Annotated in this window: 11 protein-coding genes and 8 pseudogenes; 10 read left to right on the forward strand and 9 right to left on the reverse strand. The window is 53.0% G+C overall.

Annotated features, from left to right (window positions below; genetic code table 11):
* Window positions 1-19: 19 nt before the first annotated feature.
* The 4 genes and pseudogenes from GPOALKHO_RS03300 to GPOALKHO_RS03315 all read right to left on the reverse strand — a co-directional run bounded on the left by GPOALKHO_RS03300 (window position 20) and on the right by GPOALKHO_RS03315 (window position 2759).
* The gene (locus GPOALKHO_RS03300) at window positions 20-973 is read right to left on the reverse strand and encodes a beta-ketoacyl-ACP synthase III (RefSeq protein ID WP_406702986.1); all 954 of its coding nucleotides are present in this window, start codon (window positions 971-973) and stop codon (window positions 20-22) included.
* A 6-nt stretch (window positions 974-979) separates the two neighbouring features.
* Complete coding sequence (plsX, locus tag GPOALKHO_RS03305; RefSeq protein ID WP_406702987.1) at window positions 980-2014, reverse strand: phosphate acyltransferase PlsX; 1035 nt, start codon at window positions 2012-2014, stop codon at window positions 980-982.
* Between the two features lie 15 nt (window positions 2015-2029).
* A complete protein-coding gene (gene rpmF / locus GPOALKHO_RS03310; RefSeq protein ID WP_406702989.1) occupies window positions 2030-2200 on the reverse strand; it encodes a 50S ribosomal protein L32 in 171 nt (56 codons plus the stop codon).
* A 16-nt stretch (window positions 2201-2216) separates the two neighbouring features.
* Window positions 2217-2759 (reverse strand): annotated as a pseudogene (locus tag GPOALKHO_RS03315) (hypothetical protein).
* A 127-nt stretch (window positions 2760-2886) separates the two neighbouring features.
* Here GPOALKHO_RS03315 and GPOALKHO_RS03320 point away from each other — a divergent pair.
* Window positions 2887-3081 carry a hypothetical protein gene (locus GPOALKHO_RS03320; RefSeq protein WP_406702990.1) on the forward strand — a complete coding sequence of 65 codons (195 nt, stop codon included), beginning with the start codon at window positions 2887-2889 and terminating at the stop codon, window positions 3079-3081.
* Window positions 3082-3256: 175 nt separating this feature from the next.
* On the opposite strand, the gene rluC is transcribed toward GPOALKHO_RS03320, so the two are convergent.
* A complete protein-coding gene (gene rluC, locus GPOALKHO_RS03325) occupies window positions 3257-4213 on the reverse strand; it encodes a 23S rRNA pseudouridine(955/2504/2580) synthase RluC (protein ID WP_406702991.1) in 957 nt (318 codons plus the stop codon).
* A 443-nt stretch (window positions 4214-4656) separates the two neighbouring features.
* On the opposite strand from rluC, the pseudogene rne reads away from it, so the two are divergent.
* The 5 genes and pseudogenes from rne to GPOALKHO_RS03350 all read left to right on the forward strand — a co-directional run.
* Window positions 4657-6981: pseudogene (rne, locus tag GPOALKHO_RS03330) on the forward strand (ribonuclease E); the annotation flags it as partial.
* 558 nt (window positions 6982-7539) lie between these two features.
* The gene (locus tag GPOALKHO_RS03335) at window positions 7540-7749 is read left to right on the forward strand and encodes a hypothetical protein (RefSeq protein ID WP_406702992.1); all 210 of its coding nucleotides are present in this window, start codon (window positions 7540-7542) and stop codon (window positions 7747-7749) included.
* Between the two features lie 82 nt (window positions 7750-7831).
* Window positions 7832-8650 (forward strand): annotated as a pseudogene (locus GPOALKHO_RS03340) (hypothetical protein).
* 402 nt (window positions 8651-9052) lie between these two features.
* Window positions 9053-9324, forward strand: a pseudogene (locus GPOALKHO_RS03345) (hypothetical protein); the annotation flags it as partial.
* Between the two features lie 470 nt (window positions 9325-9794).
* Window positions 9795-9905, forward strand: a pseudogene (locus GPOALKHO_RS03350) (N-methyl-L-tryptophan oxidase); the annotation flags it as partial.
* 315 nt (window positions 9906-10220) lie between these two features.
* Here GPOALKHO_RS03350 and GPOALKHO_RS03355 read toward each other — a convergent pair.
* A pseudogene (locus GPOALKHO_RS03355) lies at window positions 10221-11225 on the reverse strand (rhodanese-related sulfurtransferase); the annotation flags it as partial.
* Window positions 11226-11955: 730 nt separating this feature from the next.
* Here GPOALKHO_RS03355 and GPOALKHO_RS03360 point away from each other — a divergent pair.
* On the forward strand, window positions 11956-12183 hold the full coding sequence (locus tag GPOALKHO_RS03360; RefSeq protein ID WP_406702993.1) for a hypothetical protein: 228 nt from the start codon (window positions 11956-11958) through the stop codon (window positions 12181-12183).
* Window positions 12184-12424: 241 nt separating this feature from the next.
* Window positions 12425-13348: a Kdo(2)-lipid IV(A) acyltransferase gene (locus GPOALKHO_RS03365; RefSeq protein WP_406702994.1), complete on the forward strand. Its 924-nt coding sequence runs from the start codon at window positions 12425-12427 to the stop codon at window positions 13346-13348.
* A gap of 194 nt (window positions 13349-13542) precedes the next feature.
* On the opposite strand, the gene GPOALKHO_RS03370 is transcribed toward GPOALKHO_RS03365, so the two are convergent.
* A complete protein-coding gene (locus GPOALKHO_RS03370; protein WP_406702996.1) occupies window positions 13543-13866 on the reverse strand; it encodes a hypothetical protein in 324 nt (107 codons plus the stop codon).
* 556 nt (window positions 13867-14422) lie between these two features.
* On the opposite strand from GPOALKHO_RS03370, the gene GPOALKHO_RS03375 reads away from it, so the two are divergent.
* Complete coding sequence (locus GPOALKHO_RS03375; RefSeq protein WP_406702997.1) at window positions 14423-15046, forward strand: hypothetical protein; 624 nt, start codon at window positions 14423-14425, stop codon at window positions 15044-15046.
* Window positions 15043-15168 carry a hypothetical protein gene (locus GPOALKHO_RS03380; RefSeq protein WP_406702999.1) on the forward strand — a complete coding sequence of 42 codons (126 nt, stop codon included), beginning with the start codon at window positions 15043-15045 and terminating at the stop codon, window positions 15166-15168. The genes GPOALKHO_RS03375 and GPOALKHO_RS03380 overlap by 4 nt, the downstream gene beginning before the upstream one ends.
* A gap of 121 nt (window positions 15169-15289) precedes the next feature.
* Here the strand turns inward: GPOALKHO_RS03380 and GPOALKHO_RS03385 are convergent.
* A pseudogene (locus GPOALKHO_RS03385) lies at window positions 15290-15936 on the reverse strand (glucan biosynthesis glucosyltransferase H); the annotation flags it as partial.
* A gap of 170 nt (window positions 15937-16106) precedes the next feature.
* A pseudogene (locus GPOALKHO_RS03390) lies at window positions 16107-17392 on the reverse strand (glucan biosynthesis protein); the annotation flags it as partial.
* Window positions 17393-17619 lie beyond the last annotated feature (227 nt).

Genomic DNA, 17619 nt, shown 5'->3' on the forward strand with positions numbered 1-17619 from the left:
AATTATGCTTCCTGTAAGATTAAAACCGTAACAGCGCGGAACCCCAGGTGAAACCGCCACCAAAGGCTTCAAGCAGCACCAACTGTCCAGGCTGAATGCGCCCGTCGCGCACCGCTTCATCGAGCGCTAGCGGCACTGAAGCGGCGGAGGTATTGCCGTGCCTATTCAGTGTGACCACCACTTTTTCCATGCCCACTCCCAGGCGTTTAGCGGTGGCAGTGATGATACGCAGATTTGCCTGATGCGGCACTAGCCAGTCCAGCTCACTGCGATCGAGCGCGTTGGCGCTGAGCGTTTCGTCAACGATATGCGCCTGTTCGGTGACCGCCACCTTGAACACTTCGTTACCAGACATCGTAAGGTAAGCGGGAACGGCGGGATCGAGGCGATTATGATACGGCAGCATCAGCAGATCGCCATAGCGGCCATCGGCGTGCAAATGCGTGGAAATGATGCCAGGTGTCGCCGAGCGTCCGAGTACCACCGCGCCCGCCCCATCACCGAACAGAATCAACGTACCGCGATCCTCGGGGTCTAGGGTATGGCTTAACGCATCGGATCCTACCACCAGTGCATACTCGACCGCGCTGTTTTTAATATAGGTATCCGCTACCCCGAACGCATAGGCAAAACCGGCGCAGGCCGCCGCCATATCGAAAGCGATGCAGTCGCTGATCCCAAGGTCGCGCTGAATCTGACAGGCTGAACTGGGAAAGGCGTGGCTGGACGAGGTGGTGGCGACAATCACCATGCCGACTTTCTTCGCCTCGATGCCGGCCATATTCAGTGCTTGTTCAGCGGCATGACGACCCATGCTTGAGACGGTTTCATCAGCACTGGCGATGCGGCGTTCGCGGATGCCTGTTCGGGTAACAATCCATTCATCCGAAGTGTCCACCATTTTTTCCAGGTCGGCGTTAGACCGGATTTGCGCCGGAAGATAGCTTCCAGTTCCGAGAATCTTAGTAAACATGTACGCTTAATCACTCTTGGGTAGTACCGCATCCAGGCGTGCGACAATCCGCTCCGAGATCTGCCGCTCCACCGCTTTCATTGCCTGTTCAATAGCAGCGGTAAACGCGCGCTGATTTGCCGCACCGTGGCTTTTAATTACGGTACCTTGTAAACCTATCAAGCAAGCGCCATTATATTGATCTGGATTCAGTTGCCCGAATTGATGAATCAGGCAACGTTTCATCCAGCGCTTGACCCATTGCATCAGCCAACCCTGCCTGCCGCTTTTTCCAGAGGGTTTCAGTAATGACAGAAAAACTCTTATCACCCCTTCCATAGTTTTTAGTGTGACATTACCAGCAAAACCGTCACAGACTAGGACATCGGTTTTTCCCGTCAATAATTCATTGGCTTCAAGATAGCCGATATAATTGATTGACGGAATATCTCGTAACAGTGCCGCCGCATGCTGAATAGGGTCGAGACCCTTGGTTTCTTCCTCGCCGATATTCAAAAGTGCTATGCGCGGGTTATTCACCCCCACGATGTGCTCCGACATCACCGCGCCCATGACAGCAAATTGTGCCAACATAGAAGCGTCACAGGCGACGTTGGCACCTAAATCCAGCATCACTGTTTTGCCCTGCTTTTGATGAGGCAAAACCACCATTAGCGCTGGTCGCTCAATACCCTCGATGGGTTTTAGCACCAACTTCGCCAGTCCCATCAACGCGCCGGTATTGCCGGCGCTGACGCAGGCCTGGGCGCGGTCGCTCTTGATAAGCTCCAGCGCAACGCGCATGGATGTTCCACGGCTGGCCCGTATGGCCTGCGACGGTTTGGCGTCACTGGTCATAACCGATTCAGCTGGTATGACAGTCAATCGCTCGCGCAGAGCGGAATCGGGTTTTACCAGTAAAGGATTTATCGCTGCGGGATTGCCGGTGAGCAGCAGCTCAAGTTGCGGATACAAGACCAGTGCCTGCAATGCTGCAGGCACCGTCACTGCGGGACCAAAGTCACCACCCATTGCATCTAACGCAATGGTTAGACGTCTCAATGTATCGCCTTTGAATTACTTGGCGATAACTTTACGACCGCGGTAGAATCCGTCGGCGGTGATGTGGTGACGCAGGTGGGTTTCACCAGAAGCTTTGTCCACAGATATAGTGGAGGTGGCCAGCGCGTTGTGGGAACGGCGCATACCACGTTTGGAACGGGTGGGTTTGCTTTGTTGTACGGCCATGGATCTTATTCCTCGATTACTTATGCTTTAAACTGGCTAATACGGAAAATGGATTAAGTTCTTCCCTTGGCGGGCAGTTCATTAAATACCCGTTCTATTGCGGACACCTCACAGTGTGGTCATGTACCGGCGCGATAGGAAAAGAAAGAATAATTCAATCATTTCAAACAAATACACCTCGCCAAATTCATCGACGTAGACTGCCTCACATGCTCCCGGCAATGCTTCAGCCTGCTCGCCGCAGATGACCAGACTGAAACTGAATGTCGTGTAAACCTGAGTCGTGTTAACCTGATACGCAACGGCTAGTTGCAACGCCGGCAGCGCAGAGTCACTTCTACGTCCGCGTGCCTGCCAATCACCGCCAGGTACTGGTTATCGACTGCGAACGACAACGCGGCCTCAACATCAACATCAACATCAACATCACTCTCCACACTCACCACGGATTCAGGCAACACGAATTACCCGCTCAGGCACTAGACTAACAGTGTAGTCCAGGTGTTCCTGAGCGGCGCGTACCGCATTCAGTAGTCAAGGGTAATTTGACCTTTTGCATATGGCGCGCATATTAACTTTGTAACGAGCGGGCGTCAAAGAAAAGAGTGCCTTGCGCCGCTTTCCCCTCATATTCGCTACAGTCTAAAATAGAGCGGTCATTTTTGCCATACTTGGGTAACAGTGCCATGAATAAAATTGTATTGGCCCCTTCTTCTACATACTGCTGCGCGCTGATGGAGAAACTGAAAATACCGCTGGATTACCTGGCACCAGATATCGATGAAACCCCTCTCTCGCAGGTAAAAGGGCGGCGCAAATGGTGCAGCGTCTGGCCAGCGCGAAAGCGCAGGCGCTGGCCGACAGATATCCCCGCCACCTGATGATCGGTTCCGATCAGCGCTGCGTGTTTAGCTGGCCAGATCACGGGCAAGCCGTTAACAGAAGCACATGCCATTGCGCAGCTCACCCGCGCTTCCGGCAAAGCGGTAACGTTTAGGTCTTTTCGGACGCTGGAGGACGCGGAAATCGCCGACTAATGGCGCTCGCCCGAAACGGCTATTTATGATGGGTGCGCAGATACAGCAGGCACTGGCGCAGCGACCTATCCAACGGTGCTTCTATCCGCAGCGTTTTGCCGCTACCGGGATGATCAAAGCGCAGCGCGGCGGCGTGCAAAAACAGGCGATTCAGACCGCACCCTGTTAGTTGCTGATCGAACACGCCGTCGCCGTAGCGATCATCAAACGCAATGGGATGCCCAGCATGTTGGGCATGAACCCGAATCTGATGGGTGCGTCCGGTGATCGGGCTCGCCCTGACCAGGGTGGCCAGCGTAAACCGCTCTTCCACCTTGAAGCAGGTTTCCGACGGTTTTCCCTCGCTGTTTACCTGCACAATGGGCTCGCCGCTGGCGAGGATATTCTTCAGCAATGGCGCCGCGACCGTTTTAACGTGGGACTGCCACTGACCGCATACAAGCGCCAGATAGTCCTTTTGTACCCCCTTGGTACGCAACTGCTCATGCAGCGCGCGCAGCGCCGAATGTTTCTTGGCCACCAACAGTACGCCGGAGGTGTCTCGATCCAGGCGGTGAACCAATTCCAGAAAACGCGCATCGGGGCGCATGGCGCGCAGACCTTCAATAACGCCAAAACTCAGACCACTGCCGCCATGCACGGCCGTGCCGGCCGGTTTATTCAAGATCAGCAGATAATGATCTTCATAAAGTATGGCACCATTTAACGTGGCGACTTTATCGAGCCCGGTGGAAACAGACGCCTGCTTGTCATCCGACTGTCGTACCGGTGGAATACGCACTTCATCATTACCTTGCAGTTTGTACTCTGGTTTTACTCTTTTTTTATTGACGCGTACTTCACCTTTACGCACGATGCGGTACATCATGCTTTTCGGCACCCCCTTGAGGTGCGTGCGCAAAAAATTATCTATCCGCTGACCGGCTTCATCTGCGGTGATGGTGATAAAATGTACACTGGGATTATTCTCATTCATGGGCCGAGATTCTAAATATACCGACACCATAGCGCCACTTCTTTTTGTGCCATCAATGGCTAAAGTCGTCTTGCTATATGCGTATCAGCAGTGGAATAATGCATTTACTCTCCACGCTTTCGCGTCTAGAACGAGTAATCGAGGAATTTGAATTTGTCTCGTTTAGCCTAAACGCGGCAATGGCGTAAGACGTAATGGCTAATTCGGGCAGTTAGCGGGCTTGCGGATTGCAGCTTGGTCGGCAAAAGGAATCCGTTCTGACAATAACTACCAGACGTTATTCCCCTATAACGTTTTTCGTTATAGGAAAAAGCTACCGACATAATGCGCCCTTTAGCGAGCGACAACCATGAGGTTGATAGCTTGGCACCAAGTCACCGAGTCGTCGTTGATTACCAGACCATGCGGCTCTGATGGCAATGCATAAAAATGAGTAAGTTACGATGAGAAGAATGTTAATTAACGCAACTCAACAGGAAGAGTTGCGCGTTGCTCTGGTGGATGGCCAGCGGCTGTATGACCTGGATATTGAGAACCCCGGACATGAGCAAAAAAAAGCCAATATCTACAAGGGTAAAATCACCCGTATTGAACCCAGCCTAGAAGCGGCGTTTGTGGATTATGGCGCTGAGCGCCACGGTTTCCTTCCCCTTAAAGAAATTTCCCGCGAGTATTTTCCTCCTCAATATTTTTCCTATGGCAGACCCAATATCAAGGATGTATTGCGAGAAGGTCAGGAAGTCATCGTGCAGGTGGACAAAGAGGAACGGGGCAATAAAGGCGCAGCGCTGACCACCTTTATCAGCTTGGCTGGCAGCTATCTAGTGCTGATGCCGAACAATCCGCGCGCGGGCGGGATTTCGCGCCGTATCGAAGTCGACGACCGCACCGAGCTGAAAGAAGTTCTGTCTTCCCTTGAACTACCTGACGGTATGGGGCTTATCGTTCGCACCGCCGGTGTCGGCAAATCGACCGATGCGCTGCAATGGGATCTTGCCTTTCGCCTCAAACACTGGCAAGCGATAAAAAAGGCCGCCGAAGGGCGCCCGGCGCCATTTTTGATCCACCAGGAAAGTAATGTTATCGTTCGCGCTTTCCGCGATTATTTACGCCCCGATATCGGCGAAATCCTGATCGATAATCCTAAAGTGCTGAACCTGGCGAAGGAACATATCGCGTCGCTTGGCCGCCCAGATTTTACCAGTAAGATTAAACTCTACAGCGGTGAAATCCCTCTGTTCAGCCACTACCAGATCGAATCACAGATTGAATCTGCTTTTCAGCGTGAAGTGCGATTGCCCTCCGGCGGTTCCATTGTCATCGATACCACCGAGGCGCTTACCGCTATTGATATCAACTCCGCGCGTTCAACCCGCGGCGGCGACATTGAAGAAACCGCTTTCAATACCAACCTTGAAGCGGTCGATGAAATCGCCCGTCAACTGCGTCTGCGCGACCTGGGCGGTCTGATCGTTATCGACTTCATCGATATGACTCCGGTACGCCATCAGCGAGAAGTAGAAAATTGCTTGCGCGAGTCTGTACGACAGGATCGTGCCCGTATTCAAATAGGTCGCATCTCTCGCTTCGGTCTGCTTGAGCTCTCCCGTCAGCGCCTGAGTCCGTCGCTGGGTGAATCGAGCCATCACGTCTGCCCCCGCTGCGGTGGTACCGGCACTATCCGTGATAACGAATCTCTTTCCCTTTCCATACTACGGCTTATCGAAGAGGAAGCGCTGAAAGAGAATACCCACGAAGTTCATGCCATCGTGCCGGTTCCTATCGCCTCCTATTTGCTAAATGAGAAGCGCGAAGCCGTCAACGCTATCGAGAAACGTCAAGGCGGTGTACGAGCGATTATTGCTCCGAACGATCAAATGCAGACTCCGCATTATGCGGTGTTGCGAGTGCGTAAAGGCGAAGCGGTCCTGACACCGAGTTATCTGCTGCCACAATTGCACGAAGCGGAAATGATCCAGCCGTCGGAAGAGCCCGCCGCAGAACGCAAGCGGCCCGAGCAGCCGGCACTGGCGGCCTTTGTTATGCCAGATCCACCACTGGTCAACGAGAAACTAGGCGCCGCTGAAACCGCGGTGCAGGTAGCACCTGCCACTGCAGTAGAGACCGCGGGCGCTTTCTGCGGCCTGTTTGGTCGCCTGGTCGACGGCTTCAAATCCCTCATCGGTACCCCGACGCAGCAGACGGCGCCAAACACCGCCGAAGCGGTTGTCGTTGAGGCGCTACCTGAAACGGAAACGCCGCGCCGTCAGGATCGCCGCGGTCAACGCCGTCAACCGAGCGGCCGACGCGAGTGCAACAATGAGTCGACCCGCGCCTCTCAGGAAAGCCGTCAGCCTCGCGAGCGCCGCCAACGTCGCGCGCTGAACCGAAAAATCCGCGTCGGCGATCGAGCATCTCTCCCCGCTGTCGCGCCGACATCAGACGTGGTGGAAAGCGCTACAGCCGCCTTTAATGCGGCGGTGGAAAGTCAAGCGGCGGTGGAAAGTCAAGATGACAATATCGACGGTTTGCAAAGTGACAATGATATCGTGCTCGAGGCCGGTAATGTCGACGGCAGACGTAACGGCAACGAGGCTGACTTGTCGCGCCGTTCCCGCCGTTCACCCCGTCATCTGCGCGTTAGCGGTCAACGTCGTCGCCGCTACCGTGACGAGCGTTATCCGCTCTCATCGCCGGTACCGCTTACCGGCGCGGTAGTCTCGCCGGAAATGGCCTCGGGTAAAGTCTGGGTGAGCTATCCCGTCACTTCCATTGAGCAACCGGGACAGGACGCCGGAGCCGATGCCGTGGATACCGATGCTACCGTGAGTCAGGAACAGGCGGCGTTGGCCGTTACTCCAGCTGGCAAAGCAGCAGCCGCAACGATCAGGGAGGCACTGAGTAGTCAACATCCGCCGCCGTTAACGCTGGTACCGCCGATACCATCGCTTGCACAGAAAGCTGCCGCTGATGACGTCCCGCCGGTGATCGCCCCAGACGAGCAGCGAGGGATCGAGTGGGCCGGACCGGCTGCCGGCAGCGCCGTGCCGCCAACGGCTGATGATGGCGACGATGTCTCGCAAGCAACGGCACAGCCTATTGCCTCACCAGACACCCACAACGCCACAGCCGCACCGCTGTCGCTTGAACAACGCGATGTGACTCAGTGCCGGCGTCATAGCCGGTCGCGCCCCATGACACCGAACATCCGATTAATTCGACGCAGGCGTTACGATGCCTGAGACGAGCGATGCGTCACGCCCTGATGACGCGGCTAATACGGACGCTGCTGTCATCCGCTGCGCCTGAAGACGCTGCCCGTCATATTGCTGCCGCCCATCGCCCGCCGCTGCACAGGAAGGACGTCCGTTGCCGGTATCGCCAGAGACACCCCTGCAGTGCGATTCAAGCATCATGCCAGCGCGCCAATGACCAAAGCGCCAGCGCCGGCCTATACGCCTTCGCCGCTGCCTGTCAGCAACCAGCAGCAATCAGACTATCGGTTCGATAGTCGTGGTACCGCCTTGATGCAATGACTGCACATTACGTTTATTCTTATACCTCGCTGTGATGTTCAAGGCGCTAGGATTTTATCCTGCTTAACCTGGGCTAGACCCCATGACCGCGCAGCCCGCAGTATTGAAAATTCGCCGTCCAGACGACTGGCATGTTCATTTTCATTTGCGCGACGATGATATGTTGCGCACGGTAACGCCAGCCGTTTTTCGGACTGGCGATCATCATACTCCATCTGACGCCGCCAATGACCGCCCAGGCGATGGCCTACCGCGAAGGTATTTGGCTGTGTTGCAGGCGGGTCGCCGCTTTACGCCATTGCTAATACATGGCTAAAATCGTTTTTTGAACATATCACTACTAAGAGGCCGCCGACTATGTGCTGGACTGGCAGATGGTGCTTATTTGGCTGCGCTGCCACTATTACCACATACCATCTGATGCTTAACCGCCACCGTATACTGGTGGTGGGGAGGGGTACCTCCCATCTTTACTGCCTGTTGATCCTTAAGCTCAATGTGTATCAATAAGCATTGCGTGCCGCGGTAATCAGCAGCGGCTTCGACCGCCTATTTCTTGGCAAAATACAGTGCCGCACGCCAGAGCGCGTAAAGAGAGAGTCGGATTGCGGCTATGCCAGAGTTTTCAACGCCCCGCTTCCCCACTGGCTTACACGCGACGGTGTTCGAGGAAATCGGCGCGTTAGCGCATTTTGAAGCGTTTTGTTTATTAACAGCCTGCACTTCTAACAGCCCGCGCTTCTATGGTTTTCCACTTAACGAGGATTTTATTACGCTGCGCCGTGAGACCCATCACCAACCATCGACCGTCCCTCTGGCGGACGGCGATGGAGAGGCGCTAGTGCTTTTCCTCACCGATCAGACGCTAAGTTGGATAGTGGTTGACGAAAGCGGTCAATAACCAGACGTCCGGCATATCTCGCCGATGAACGTCAAGCCATGGCCATCGAGGCAAAGCGGCTATAACGGTTGCGCCCTCTCGTAATATACTGTATAAACGAGCATGCGTTGATGCAGTGAGGACACATAAATGCGAGTTAAAATTACCCTCGCCAAATCGGCATCGCTTCCTCAGTTTCAAGTGCGGTATGCTAGCCGAACGGCATACCGTCCTGGGCGACAACACAGAAGGCCAGGCGCTCATTAGGCACTCTATGGGAAAGCGCCCGCCATTGGTTTGACCCGCACTCTCTATAATAAGATTTTGTTGTACTGTCGCTTGTCGGGCTCGCTACCCGGCTTTTTTCTTTTCCTTTTCGCTCAAATACGCCCGCTTTCGCTGTAAAAATTTCCAATGCGGCCTATGATAGTATCCAAGATAGCACCGCCGCTTTCTGGAGAACATCATGACGCTGAAAAACCAGAAGAAGCGATGACCTTCTATGAGTTACTGCAATTGATAAGTGAACAGCAGCGTAGGCTGGGCGTGCTGGAAGTCGCGTTTCCTATTTGTCCTGCAGCCTGGACGAGAATCAGCTACTGATCCATAATCTGATTCTGGAAGCTCAGAACCAAAACCGTAATGTATTGATGCGGAAGCACTTCGCACAATTAACGAAAGTGCTGGCCTGGCGCGTCATGCCGGTAACACCGCCCTCCCGAGCCACAGCGGAGTTAATAGCCGTCGCGCCGCGCTCACTAATCCTTTTCGACGTCTCTTATTACAAAAGTCTCTAATTGCGAAAAAATTTAAAAAGACAGGTATACTAAAGCTACATGCGAACCAGGAGACGCCATAGTTGCTCAAATCACAACGAGTCAAAAAGGGTACATACGGATAGAAAAAACGAAACTATCCACACATACCCGCTGGTCGGCTAGAGTATTATTAGTATGGTAGATGCCTAACATGATGATTCGCCTACAGTGTGTCAATTCCTCTGCAACGGAACACCTGGATTACCGCAAACATTAGCTCTATGTCACCCCGGATTTTATTTTCAGGTTTTATTTTAAATAGATGATCCTATTCTTGCTTATGTACTGTTATTACACTTATCTCACCTGGCACGACAGCCGGTGAAATACAATCAAGAGCTCAGGGTATGGCCTACGATTTGATCGTCATCGGCAGCGGTCCGTGTGGCGGTCGCGGCTTTTACGCCATGCAAGCCGGGCTGAATGCACTCATGATCGATGCGACCTTTCCACCGCATTCAGGGCGGCAGCTATTACTGTGGGTTCCCGGTGTTGGGAAATTGGATAGGCACGATGCATGCACTTATTATCTTTCTCCCGTTGGAGATTTTTCATCGACAGGCTACCCGAGCACGAGTTGGTAATATATCCGGCCTAAACAGCGGCCACGACTTTAGTTTGCCAGCGTGCTGATGAAATGGCTGCAGCGTTCGCCGAAAGGCGCAATAGCAGTTTCGATTTATCGCTGTTTTTGCTGCGCTGCTTTGCCGCCTAGCCACTCCAGTGGCGTAGTCGCCATTTACCACTGCTTCACCTTTCACACGCAAACGACAGGATTTATTGAATATCTTCTACTATTTTCCCGCCCGGCGTGGCGCGAACGCTGCTCAAAACAGCGGCAACGATCGCTCCTCCTTACAGGTCACGCTACAGCAGCCGTAATAGTTTTCGGCACAAGCCGGACACTGGATAAACAGCAAATGGCAACAGTGATTGCGGCAATTAGTGTGGCTGTCGCATGGGGTGCCGCATTGGTGGCAATAGGCAATAATATCTGACGTAATACGCTCGCCCAAACGTTCGTCAAATACAAAATTCTTACCGGTAAATTTCAGCGGCAGCCCTTTTTCACGCGCACGGCGGGCGTATTCAATAATCCCGCCTTCGACGCAATACACATTTTTAAAGCCGTTATACAGCATCCAGGCGCTGGCTTTTTCGCAGCGGATACCGCCGGTGCAGTACATGATAATTTTTTTATCCTTGTCGTGCCGCAGCATATTCACCGCCATCGGCAGCTGTTCCCGGAAGGTATCGGATGGAATTTCAATGGCATTATCGAAATGCCCCACCTCATACTCATAGTGGTTTCGCATATCCACAAAGAGCACATCGGGATCATCCGCCATGGCGTTAACGTCTTCCGCTTGCAAATAACGCCCGACGTTCGCTGGGTTAAAAGAGGGATCCTCAATACCATCGGCTACGATGCGCGACCGCACTTTCATACGCAGCACCCAGAAAGATTTACCGTCGTCGTCCAAGGCTATGTTTAAGCGCAAACCATCAAGCTGCGGATGTGCAGCGGACAGCACTCTGCGCAGGGCGTTAAAACGGCTTTGCGGCACACTGATTTGCGCATTGATCCCTTCCGCAGCGATATACACGCGGCCGAATATCTGCAGCGCCGCGAACGCTCGGTAAAGATCATCACGAAAGCCTTGCGGGTCGCTCAGAGTAAAATAGCGGTAAAAAGAGACAGTGGTGCGTGGCTCGCTTTCGGTCAGCATGCGCGCCCGTAATTCCTGATTGGAGACCCGGTTATGTAGCACTGGCATGGTGTACGTTCCTGTCGCTAGCAAGAAGATTGACAACGGCCGCCGTAGCCGCATTTTACCTTATTCGCGCCAAAACGCCAGTGGCGACTTGACGATACCTCCATCAGATACCACCATTAGAGACGACTCGTGTCGGTTCATGGAATCATCGACCATTTATCTTTGAAGGCCCTCCAAGGAGTCAACGGTTTAGCCCATTGCTCTGCGCAACCTGAAGTTGGAAAACCGTATTGTCATTGCGTGTGCCAATATTCTGCCGATGAAGGGGCAGCGACTTCGTGGCATACCGTGCATCTCGAACATTTGGCGCTTTCGGGCGCCGCGCCGTTAATCCTTGAAGACACCGCGAGCAAATTCGATCGGACGTATCTCCCCGCAGTGGGAATCCAGCTGGTCCATGCCTGGCGTAAAGCGCCTACTCAACCGCCATGGGCCGGCAGACGATTGCTGCCGGCCCATGGCGGTTGGAAAACGGTCGGCGCTGAGTCTCGATGAGATAGCGGAGCTCATAGGCGATTCATCTCATCACCGCGGCCAGGCGCGCGCAGCGTATTGGTTTTAATCTCATTGAATGGAATCGCATGCCGCCACGGCTATCTGCTGCATCAGTTTTTATAGCCACTGACGAGTCAGCGCGAAGATTGCTACGGCGGTAGCCTGGAAAACCGCATGCGCCTAACGCTTGATGTGTTTCAGGCCTTAGTCAGGCGCTACCGTTAACCATGGCGGTATGGGTGCGCATTTCCGTCGCCACAGCAACGCATCAGCGTTGGCCACGGCTCATGGTCGTTCGCCGTCGTTCGCCAAGAAAATCCGCCAGAAAACCGGTCTTATGACCTTTGTGGGCGGCATGATCACCGAACCGGAGGAGGCAGAGACGATTATCGCCAACAGCGACGCGGATGCTACGTGTTGGCCCGCGGTGCGTTATACGATCCGCGCTAACCATGGCATGTAGCCACCAAACTTGGCGAGCAGATATAGGAGTCGAAGCAATATTGGCGCGATGAGCCTCAAGTGAAGGGGGCTATTCGCCTGACATGGTGTTTTTATCGTTTATTGAAAAGCGCGCGCCAATGGTCGATAATGCCCCTGGCGCGACGCATTTATTCCACCGCGGAAAAATGCCAGAATATTGCAAGGTATTAACGGCACGAATGAAATACGGGTTATCCCGTAACGTTCACACTTGAGACGCTATGACCACACTTCCTGTCTTTAATCGTTCATTGCTGCATCCGCGTTTTTGGCTTACCTGGCTGGGTATTGGTACGCTTTATCTTCTGGCGCTGCTACCTTATCCGCTGCTTTATATTTTGGGAACCCGTCTGGGGCGGTTCGCGATCCGCTTTATGCGCCACAGAGAGACCATTGCGCGTCGGAATTTACAATTATGTTTTCCCACGATGCCTGAACCGGAGCGTGAAGCGCTGCTGCGGCAGAATTTTGAGTCTGTCGGCATGGGGCTTATCGAAACCGGCATCGCCTGGTTTTGGCCTGATTGGCGCATTAAACGTTGGGTCACCGTCATTGGACTAGAGCATATCGCCAACGCGCGTAGCGAAAACAAAGGGGTACTGCTTATCGGTATGCATTTTCTTACCCTTGAGCTGGGCGCGCGAATTTTCGGTATGTATAACCCCGGCATCGGCGTTTATCGCCCAAACGATAACCCGCTACTTGACTGGCTGCAGACCTGGGGACGGTTGCGGTGCAATAAATCCATGCTGGACCGCTCCGATATCAAAGGCATGATCCGCGCGCTGAAAAACGGTGATATTATCTGGTACGCGCCGGACCACGATTATGGACCGAAAAGCAGCGTATTCGCGCCGCTGTTTGCCGTTCCCGAGGCCGCGACAACAACCGGCACTTATCTGTTGGCCAAAATGGCCAAGCCGGCGGTGATCCCCTTTATGCCACGCCGCCTGCCGCATGGGTGCGGTTACGAGCTGTTGATTTTGCCTGATGAACGCAACATGCCACTCGATAGCGATATCGCTGCCGCTAGCTATATGAATAAGGTGGTAGAGCAGGCAATTTTACGGGCCCCGGATCAATACATGTGGCTGCACCGCCGTTTCAAAACCCGCCCGCCAGGCCAGCCTTCGCTGTACTGCTGATGCCTTGCGCGTCGGCATCCGGCGCAGTGATTGCAAAAAGGCCGCGCAAAACGACCGGTGAAATTGCCACAGCCCCTTTCAGCGCATACTGTGCCTCTGATTTAATCCCCCTGGCGAGAGCGTTTCTAGCCCTGTTGTGTGTCGACTGCCGCAAATACGTAAACAGGAGGTCATGATGCCGGAACCATCTTTTATCAATTGAAACGCGATCTTTTGTGACATGGATAGGCTGCTTTCTCACCGGTGCCGCCTTCAGTCTGGTTATGCCGTTCCTGTCGCTCTATGTTGAGCTGTTGGGGGTTCATCGCCAGAAAATCAAATCTTTGGTTCAATGCGGTTTCAGTATCACGTTTCCGCCAATCACATCGCCGATATGGGGCTGTCTTGCCGAAAAATCCGCGTTTGGTGCTGAGTTTGTTTGTGTCACCACGCTCATCATCAGGGCGCCCCACCGGCTCTATCGCGCCGATACTGACGCTGTATGTCCGTGAACTTATATCCGTGAACTGATGAATCATTCGCGGAATATGGCATTCATCAGCGGCATAATTGCTGCTGTGCCAGGCATGTTGGCGATCAGGTTGTACCCGAGCACATTTTGATTAGCATGATGGCATTGTCAGTGCGGCTGTTCCTCATGTCATTCTTGCAATCACCCATAGCAGTTGGGCGTACTGCGTTTTTTATTCGGTGCCGCCAACGGCGCGCTGTTGCCGGCGGTATAAACCCTGTTGATTTATAACTCCTCCAGCCAGGCTATAGGCCATATTTAGCTTAACAAATCATTTCGCGATTTTGGTAACGTCAGCGTCCTCTCTCGGTACCTTTATTTCGGGCAGCTACGGTTCCTGGTAGCGTTTTGTGACGGTGCTGGTGGTAATGGCCGACGTGGGGTGTGTGGTGGAACCTGCAGAGCAGCGCGGCGCGCATCAAACTGCCTAATGATTGAAGAAAAGGGCGGCGTAACGCCGCCGCTAAAATCGACCGTCGTAGGGAGATTGAGGGTTGTCTGCTTGCTGAGGATCCCACCACAGAGCGCCCTGAAATCACGTTGTTTTATGGCTGAGGCGCATTTTGTCCAGGCCTTGGCGCAGATTTTCCACCTCGTTCTTCTCCTGTATGCAAACTTTCCTCGGATTATCGCTGAGCATTGAGGAGCAAAACAGTTCATCGCCAAGGCAAACCTTCACCATGACCGCTCGGGGCCGCCGTGGGCCACAGGAACTGGAGGTAGTGGCTCCCCAGCGGGAGCTTCCGTATCGCGCCATCGAAAGCGATGGTGTTGGTGTTCTGGTTTACTTCTTTACTTTAGCGATTTCCGGCCGCCCCGCGAAGACCTTTGCGAAACCTTTACACCTTGCCGTAATCTTCTTTGCAAAATCCCACCGCCGGAAATATTCACTGGATAATCAGTCTGTTATCGGCCAACTTACCCACGGTCACGCCGTACAGGGCCGGTTTTGTTCTGCTATCGACTGTTTAGCGAGCGGTACTTGCAATTTGGCCAGAGTGACGACAATTACCCCTATGCCCGTAATTAGCGTAACGACCCAATCCTCTCATCAGCACAAGAGAGTATCTATGATCATGTATGCAACTCTGGAAGAAGTGATCGATATCGCCCGCGAGAAGTTTCAACAGCAGAAAAGAGGACGAAACCTCATCAGGGTAACGATTCAGAACGAAGAGATCATGTGAGAAGCCGAATTTCCCGAGACGATATCGTTTGGTTTGTACCAACAAATTACGATGAAACCGAACTGCGCCTGGAGTGGCAGAAGGAAAATACGCTGTACGAGTGGGACGAAATATCAATATGAACCGTCGCTCGATGCCAAAGAGGGTAAACCGCTTCTGATGAATGGGACGCGATGTGATGTCACACCCCTCTCGTATCACCCCGCCTCGCTAACGCCCGCCGTAACCATTGTGCCGCGACAACCAGCCAAGGAAGGCGCTAACCATAAATGGCGTGTGAAAAACACCCTGAACGGCGCCAACAGAAACAGCATTTCCAATAGCATTGAAATGGTCATCCGAGCACACCGACGAATTCCTGCGCGCCCTTGGTGATGATTAGGATGACGATCAACAGTTTTGGCAGGAACAGCAGCACCAGCGTCGTGGAGAATAACGTAATAGCCAGCTTCGGCCGCCATTGGGGTCACACCGTGAAGAGTTGGCGCGGCTTGTAGGAAGTACTACGGCTCCATTGGCTCCATTAGCGCGTATACCACTAGAAGGGCAGGCGATACCGCAACCATAGCAGCACTGATAAAAGGGCATGACATCACCCAGGAACACCGCACGGTCGAGCGGATGCATTTCCTTGATAAAAACAGAATAAAATTCATCATGTTAAAGTAGTGCTAGCGACGATTGCATTTGAGCCCATCCAATAATTGGGCGGCAGAGCTTCATATCCACCTGGCAAATCCTAGACTATCCAAATTTCTCCATCCTGCGCAGCGCATCAAGATCGCCTCTGCGAGTCATGAGAGGATACGGATCCGGCGAATAACCTTTCATCCCGGCAGCGGCGCCAGCGTGCAATGCTTGATAAACAGCTCGACGCGGATAATGGCGTTGTCGGCAAGATTTTCGCCATCCTGCGCCGGACCATTGCTTGTACCATGATACATGGCATCATGGCCTAGCTCCGTTCACGCGGTTTATCGCGCTCGTGCAGGCTGGTCTTTTGTCGGCGGCAAGCGGCAACGCCTCGACATAGTCGAGGCTGGTGGAGGTAGAATTATTCCTAGGCAGGCAGCAGATAGCTCCCGGTTTCGATCAATGTCTTATCACCGCCACCAGTGCAGCACGCATCTCGGTAGGTTGCTTGGTGTTTTTACCTTAAGACATAGGGTCACAGACGCCAGCCATGGGTAACCAGATTAAAACGGACGCTATTTTCTCGCCCACGCTAATCTGGGAGGCGATTGGTGCAACCGGGCCAAGCTTCTCAACGCTGGTCGACACAGTCTACTTAAAAGGCGATCGTGACGTCCGACTGACGCGCCAGGTCGATAGTTTCACATCCCCTCAGAACGTAAGGTTTGTTTCACATAATCTGGCGAATGGGTTTTATCTTCATCGCGGGAGAAATGCAGCCGATAGGTTAGCTCCAGCGACTGACAGACATTCGGCAATTTCTCCAGTGTCCAAAACGCAACGATATTGTCGTTAGTCTCATCGTTAGTGGGGATGTCCACCAGCTCGACATGCCCTTTGCCCCAATCACCGCGGGGTTCAACCTAGCCGATCGGGCACAAGTTGTAGCGATCGTCCAGTTCTTGATACTGGAAGAAGTCGCGTCCTCGCTGTAGCAGCCCGAAACTGCACGGATTTTCCACCTGAAAAGTGCTCACAAACAGGTAAATGGGGGTTATTTGGCGGACGCCAATCTACTCGCCGTTACTGGCGTGAATCGTTTTGACCTAAACAGGAACATGCTGGTGAGCGGCGCCAAGCCCGGTCTGCCGACTTTATCGCGCAAATAAACACGAGACTGCACATCTACACGGGTGTTGCGCTCCGGGTAAATGACAAAGCGGTAAGCGCCGATGGCGTGTGGAAAATCCAGCGGCGCATACAGCACCAGGTACTTATCATTTGCATTGGGACGCTTAATCCAGAATTCACGAAAGCGTGGAAACCCTCCCAGGACGCCAGTACAGTGTATCGGTCGCTAGACCGTGCGCGGAAGGGCCATAAACTTGCCATTTACGATAACGTAACAATGACTTGTGCCCAACATGCTCGTGGTTGACCGTTCCGAAGTTGAACATATCCGATGAATATTTGACCTCATTAACGGCGGTCGCCGTTACTTTATTGATTTTCACCGCCTTGAAATACATACCCTGATGGTAGCACTCGATTTTTAATGGGGCCAGTAAACCACGCTACTATCATAATTGAATTTACTGATAGTCAGCAAGCTTCATTTCGCGAAATTGCAAAGGCACATTGCTTTTTAGCGCTTCATACCCTTTAGCCGCCAGCGCCTAGGCTTGCTTCGTCAATAGAAAATGCCCATGAGGGTAAAGCGTTATAGTGTCAACAGCACCATAGCACCATGGTTTCCGGCCAATGGAGATTCGCTTTGGATGATTTGACAAAGAACTTAATTATTTGTTTCCACTTTGCGTGTGTTCTTAATCATTTACGGCAATCTTTGATTACTAAAATCACTTGTCCAACAGAACGATATTCCGCGTGGACTATTATCCTCTTGCTAGTTATAAAATAAACGGCGCGTTAAGCCCGCC

It is taken from the genome of Sodalis sp. (in: enterobacteria), from assembly GCF_036327475.1.
Taxonomy (GTDB): Bacteria; Pseudomonadota; Gammaproteobacteria; order Enterobacterales; family Enterobacteriaceae.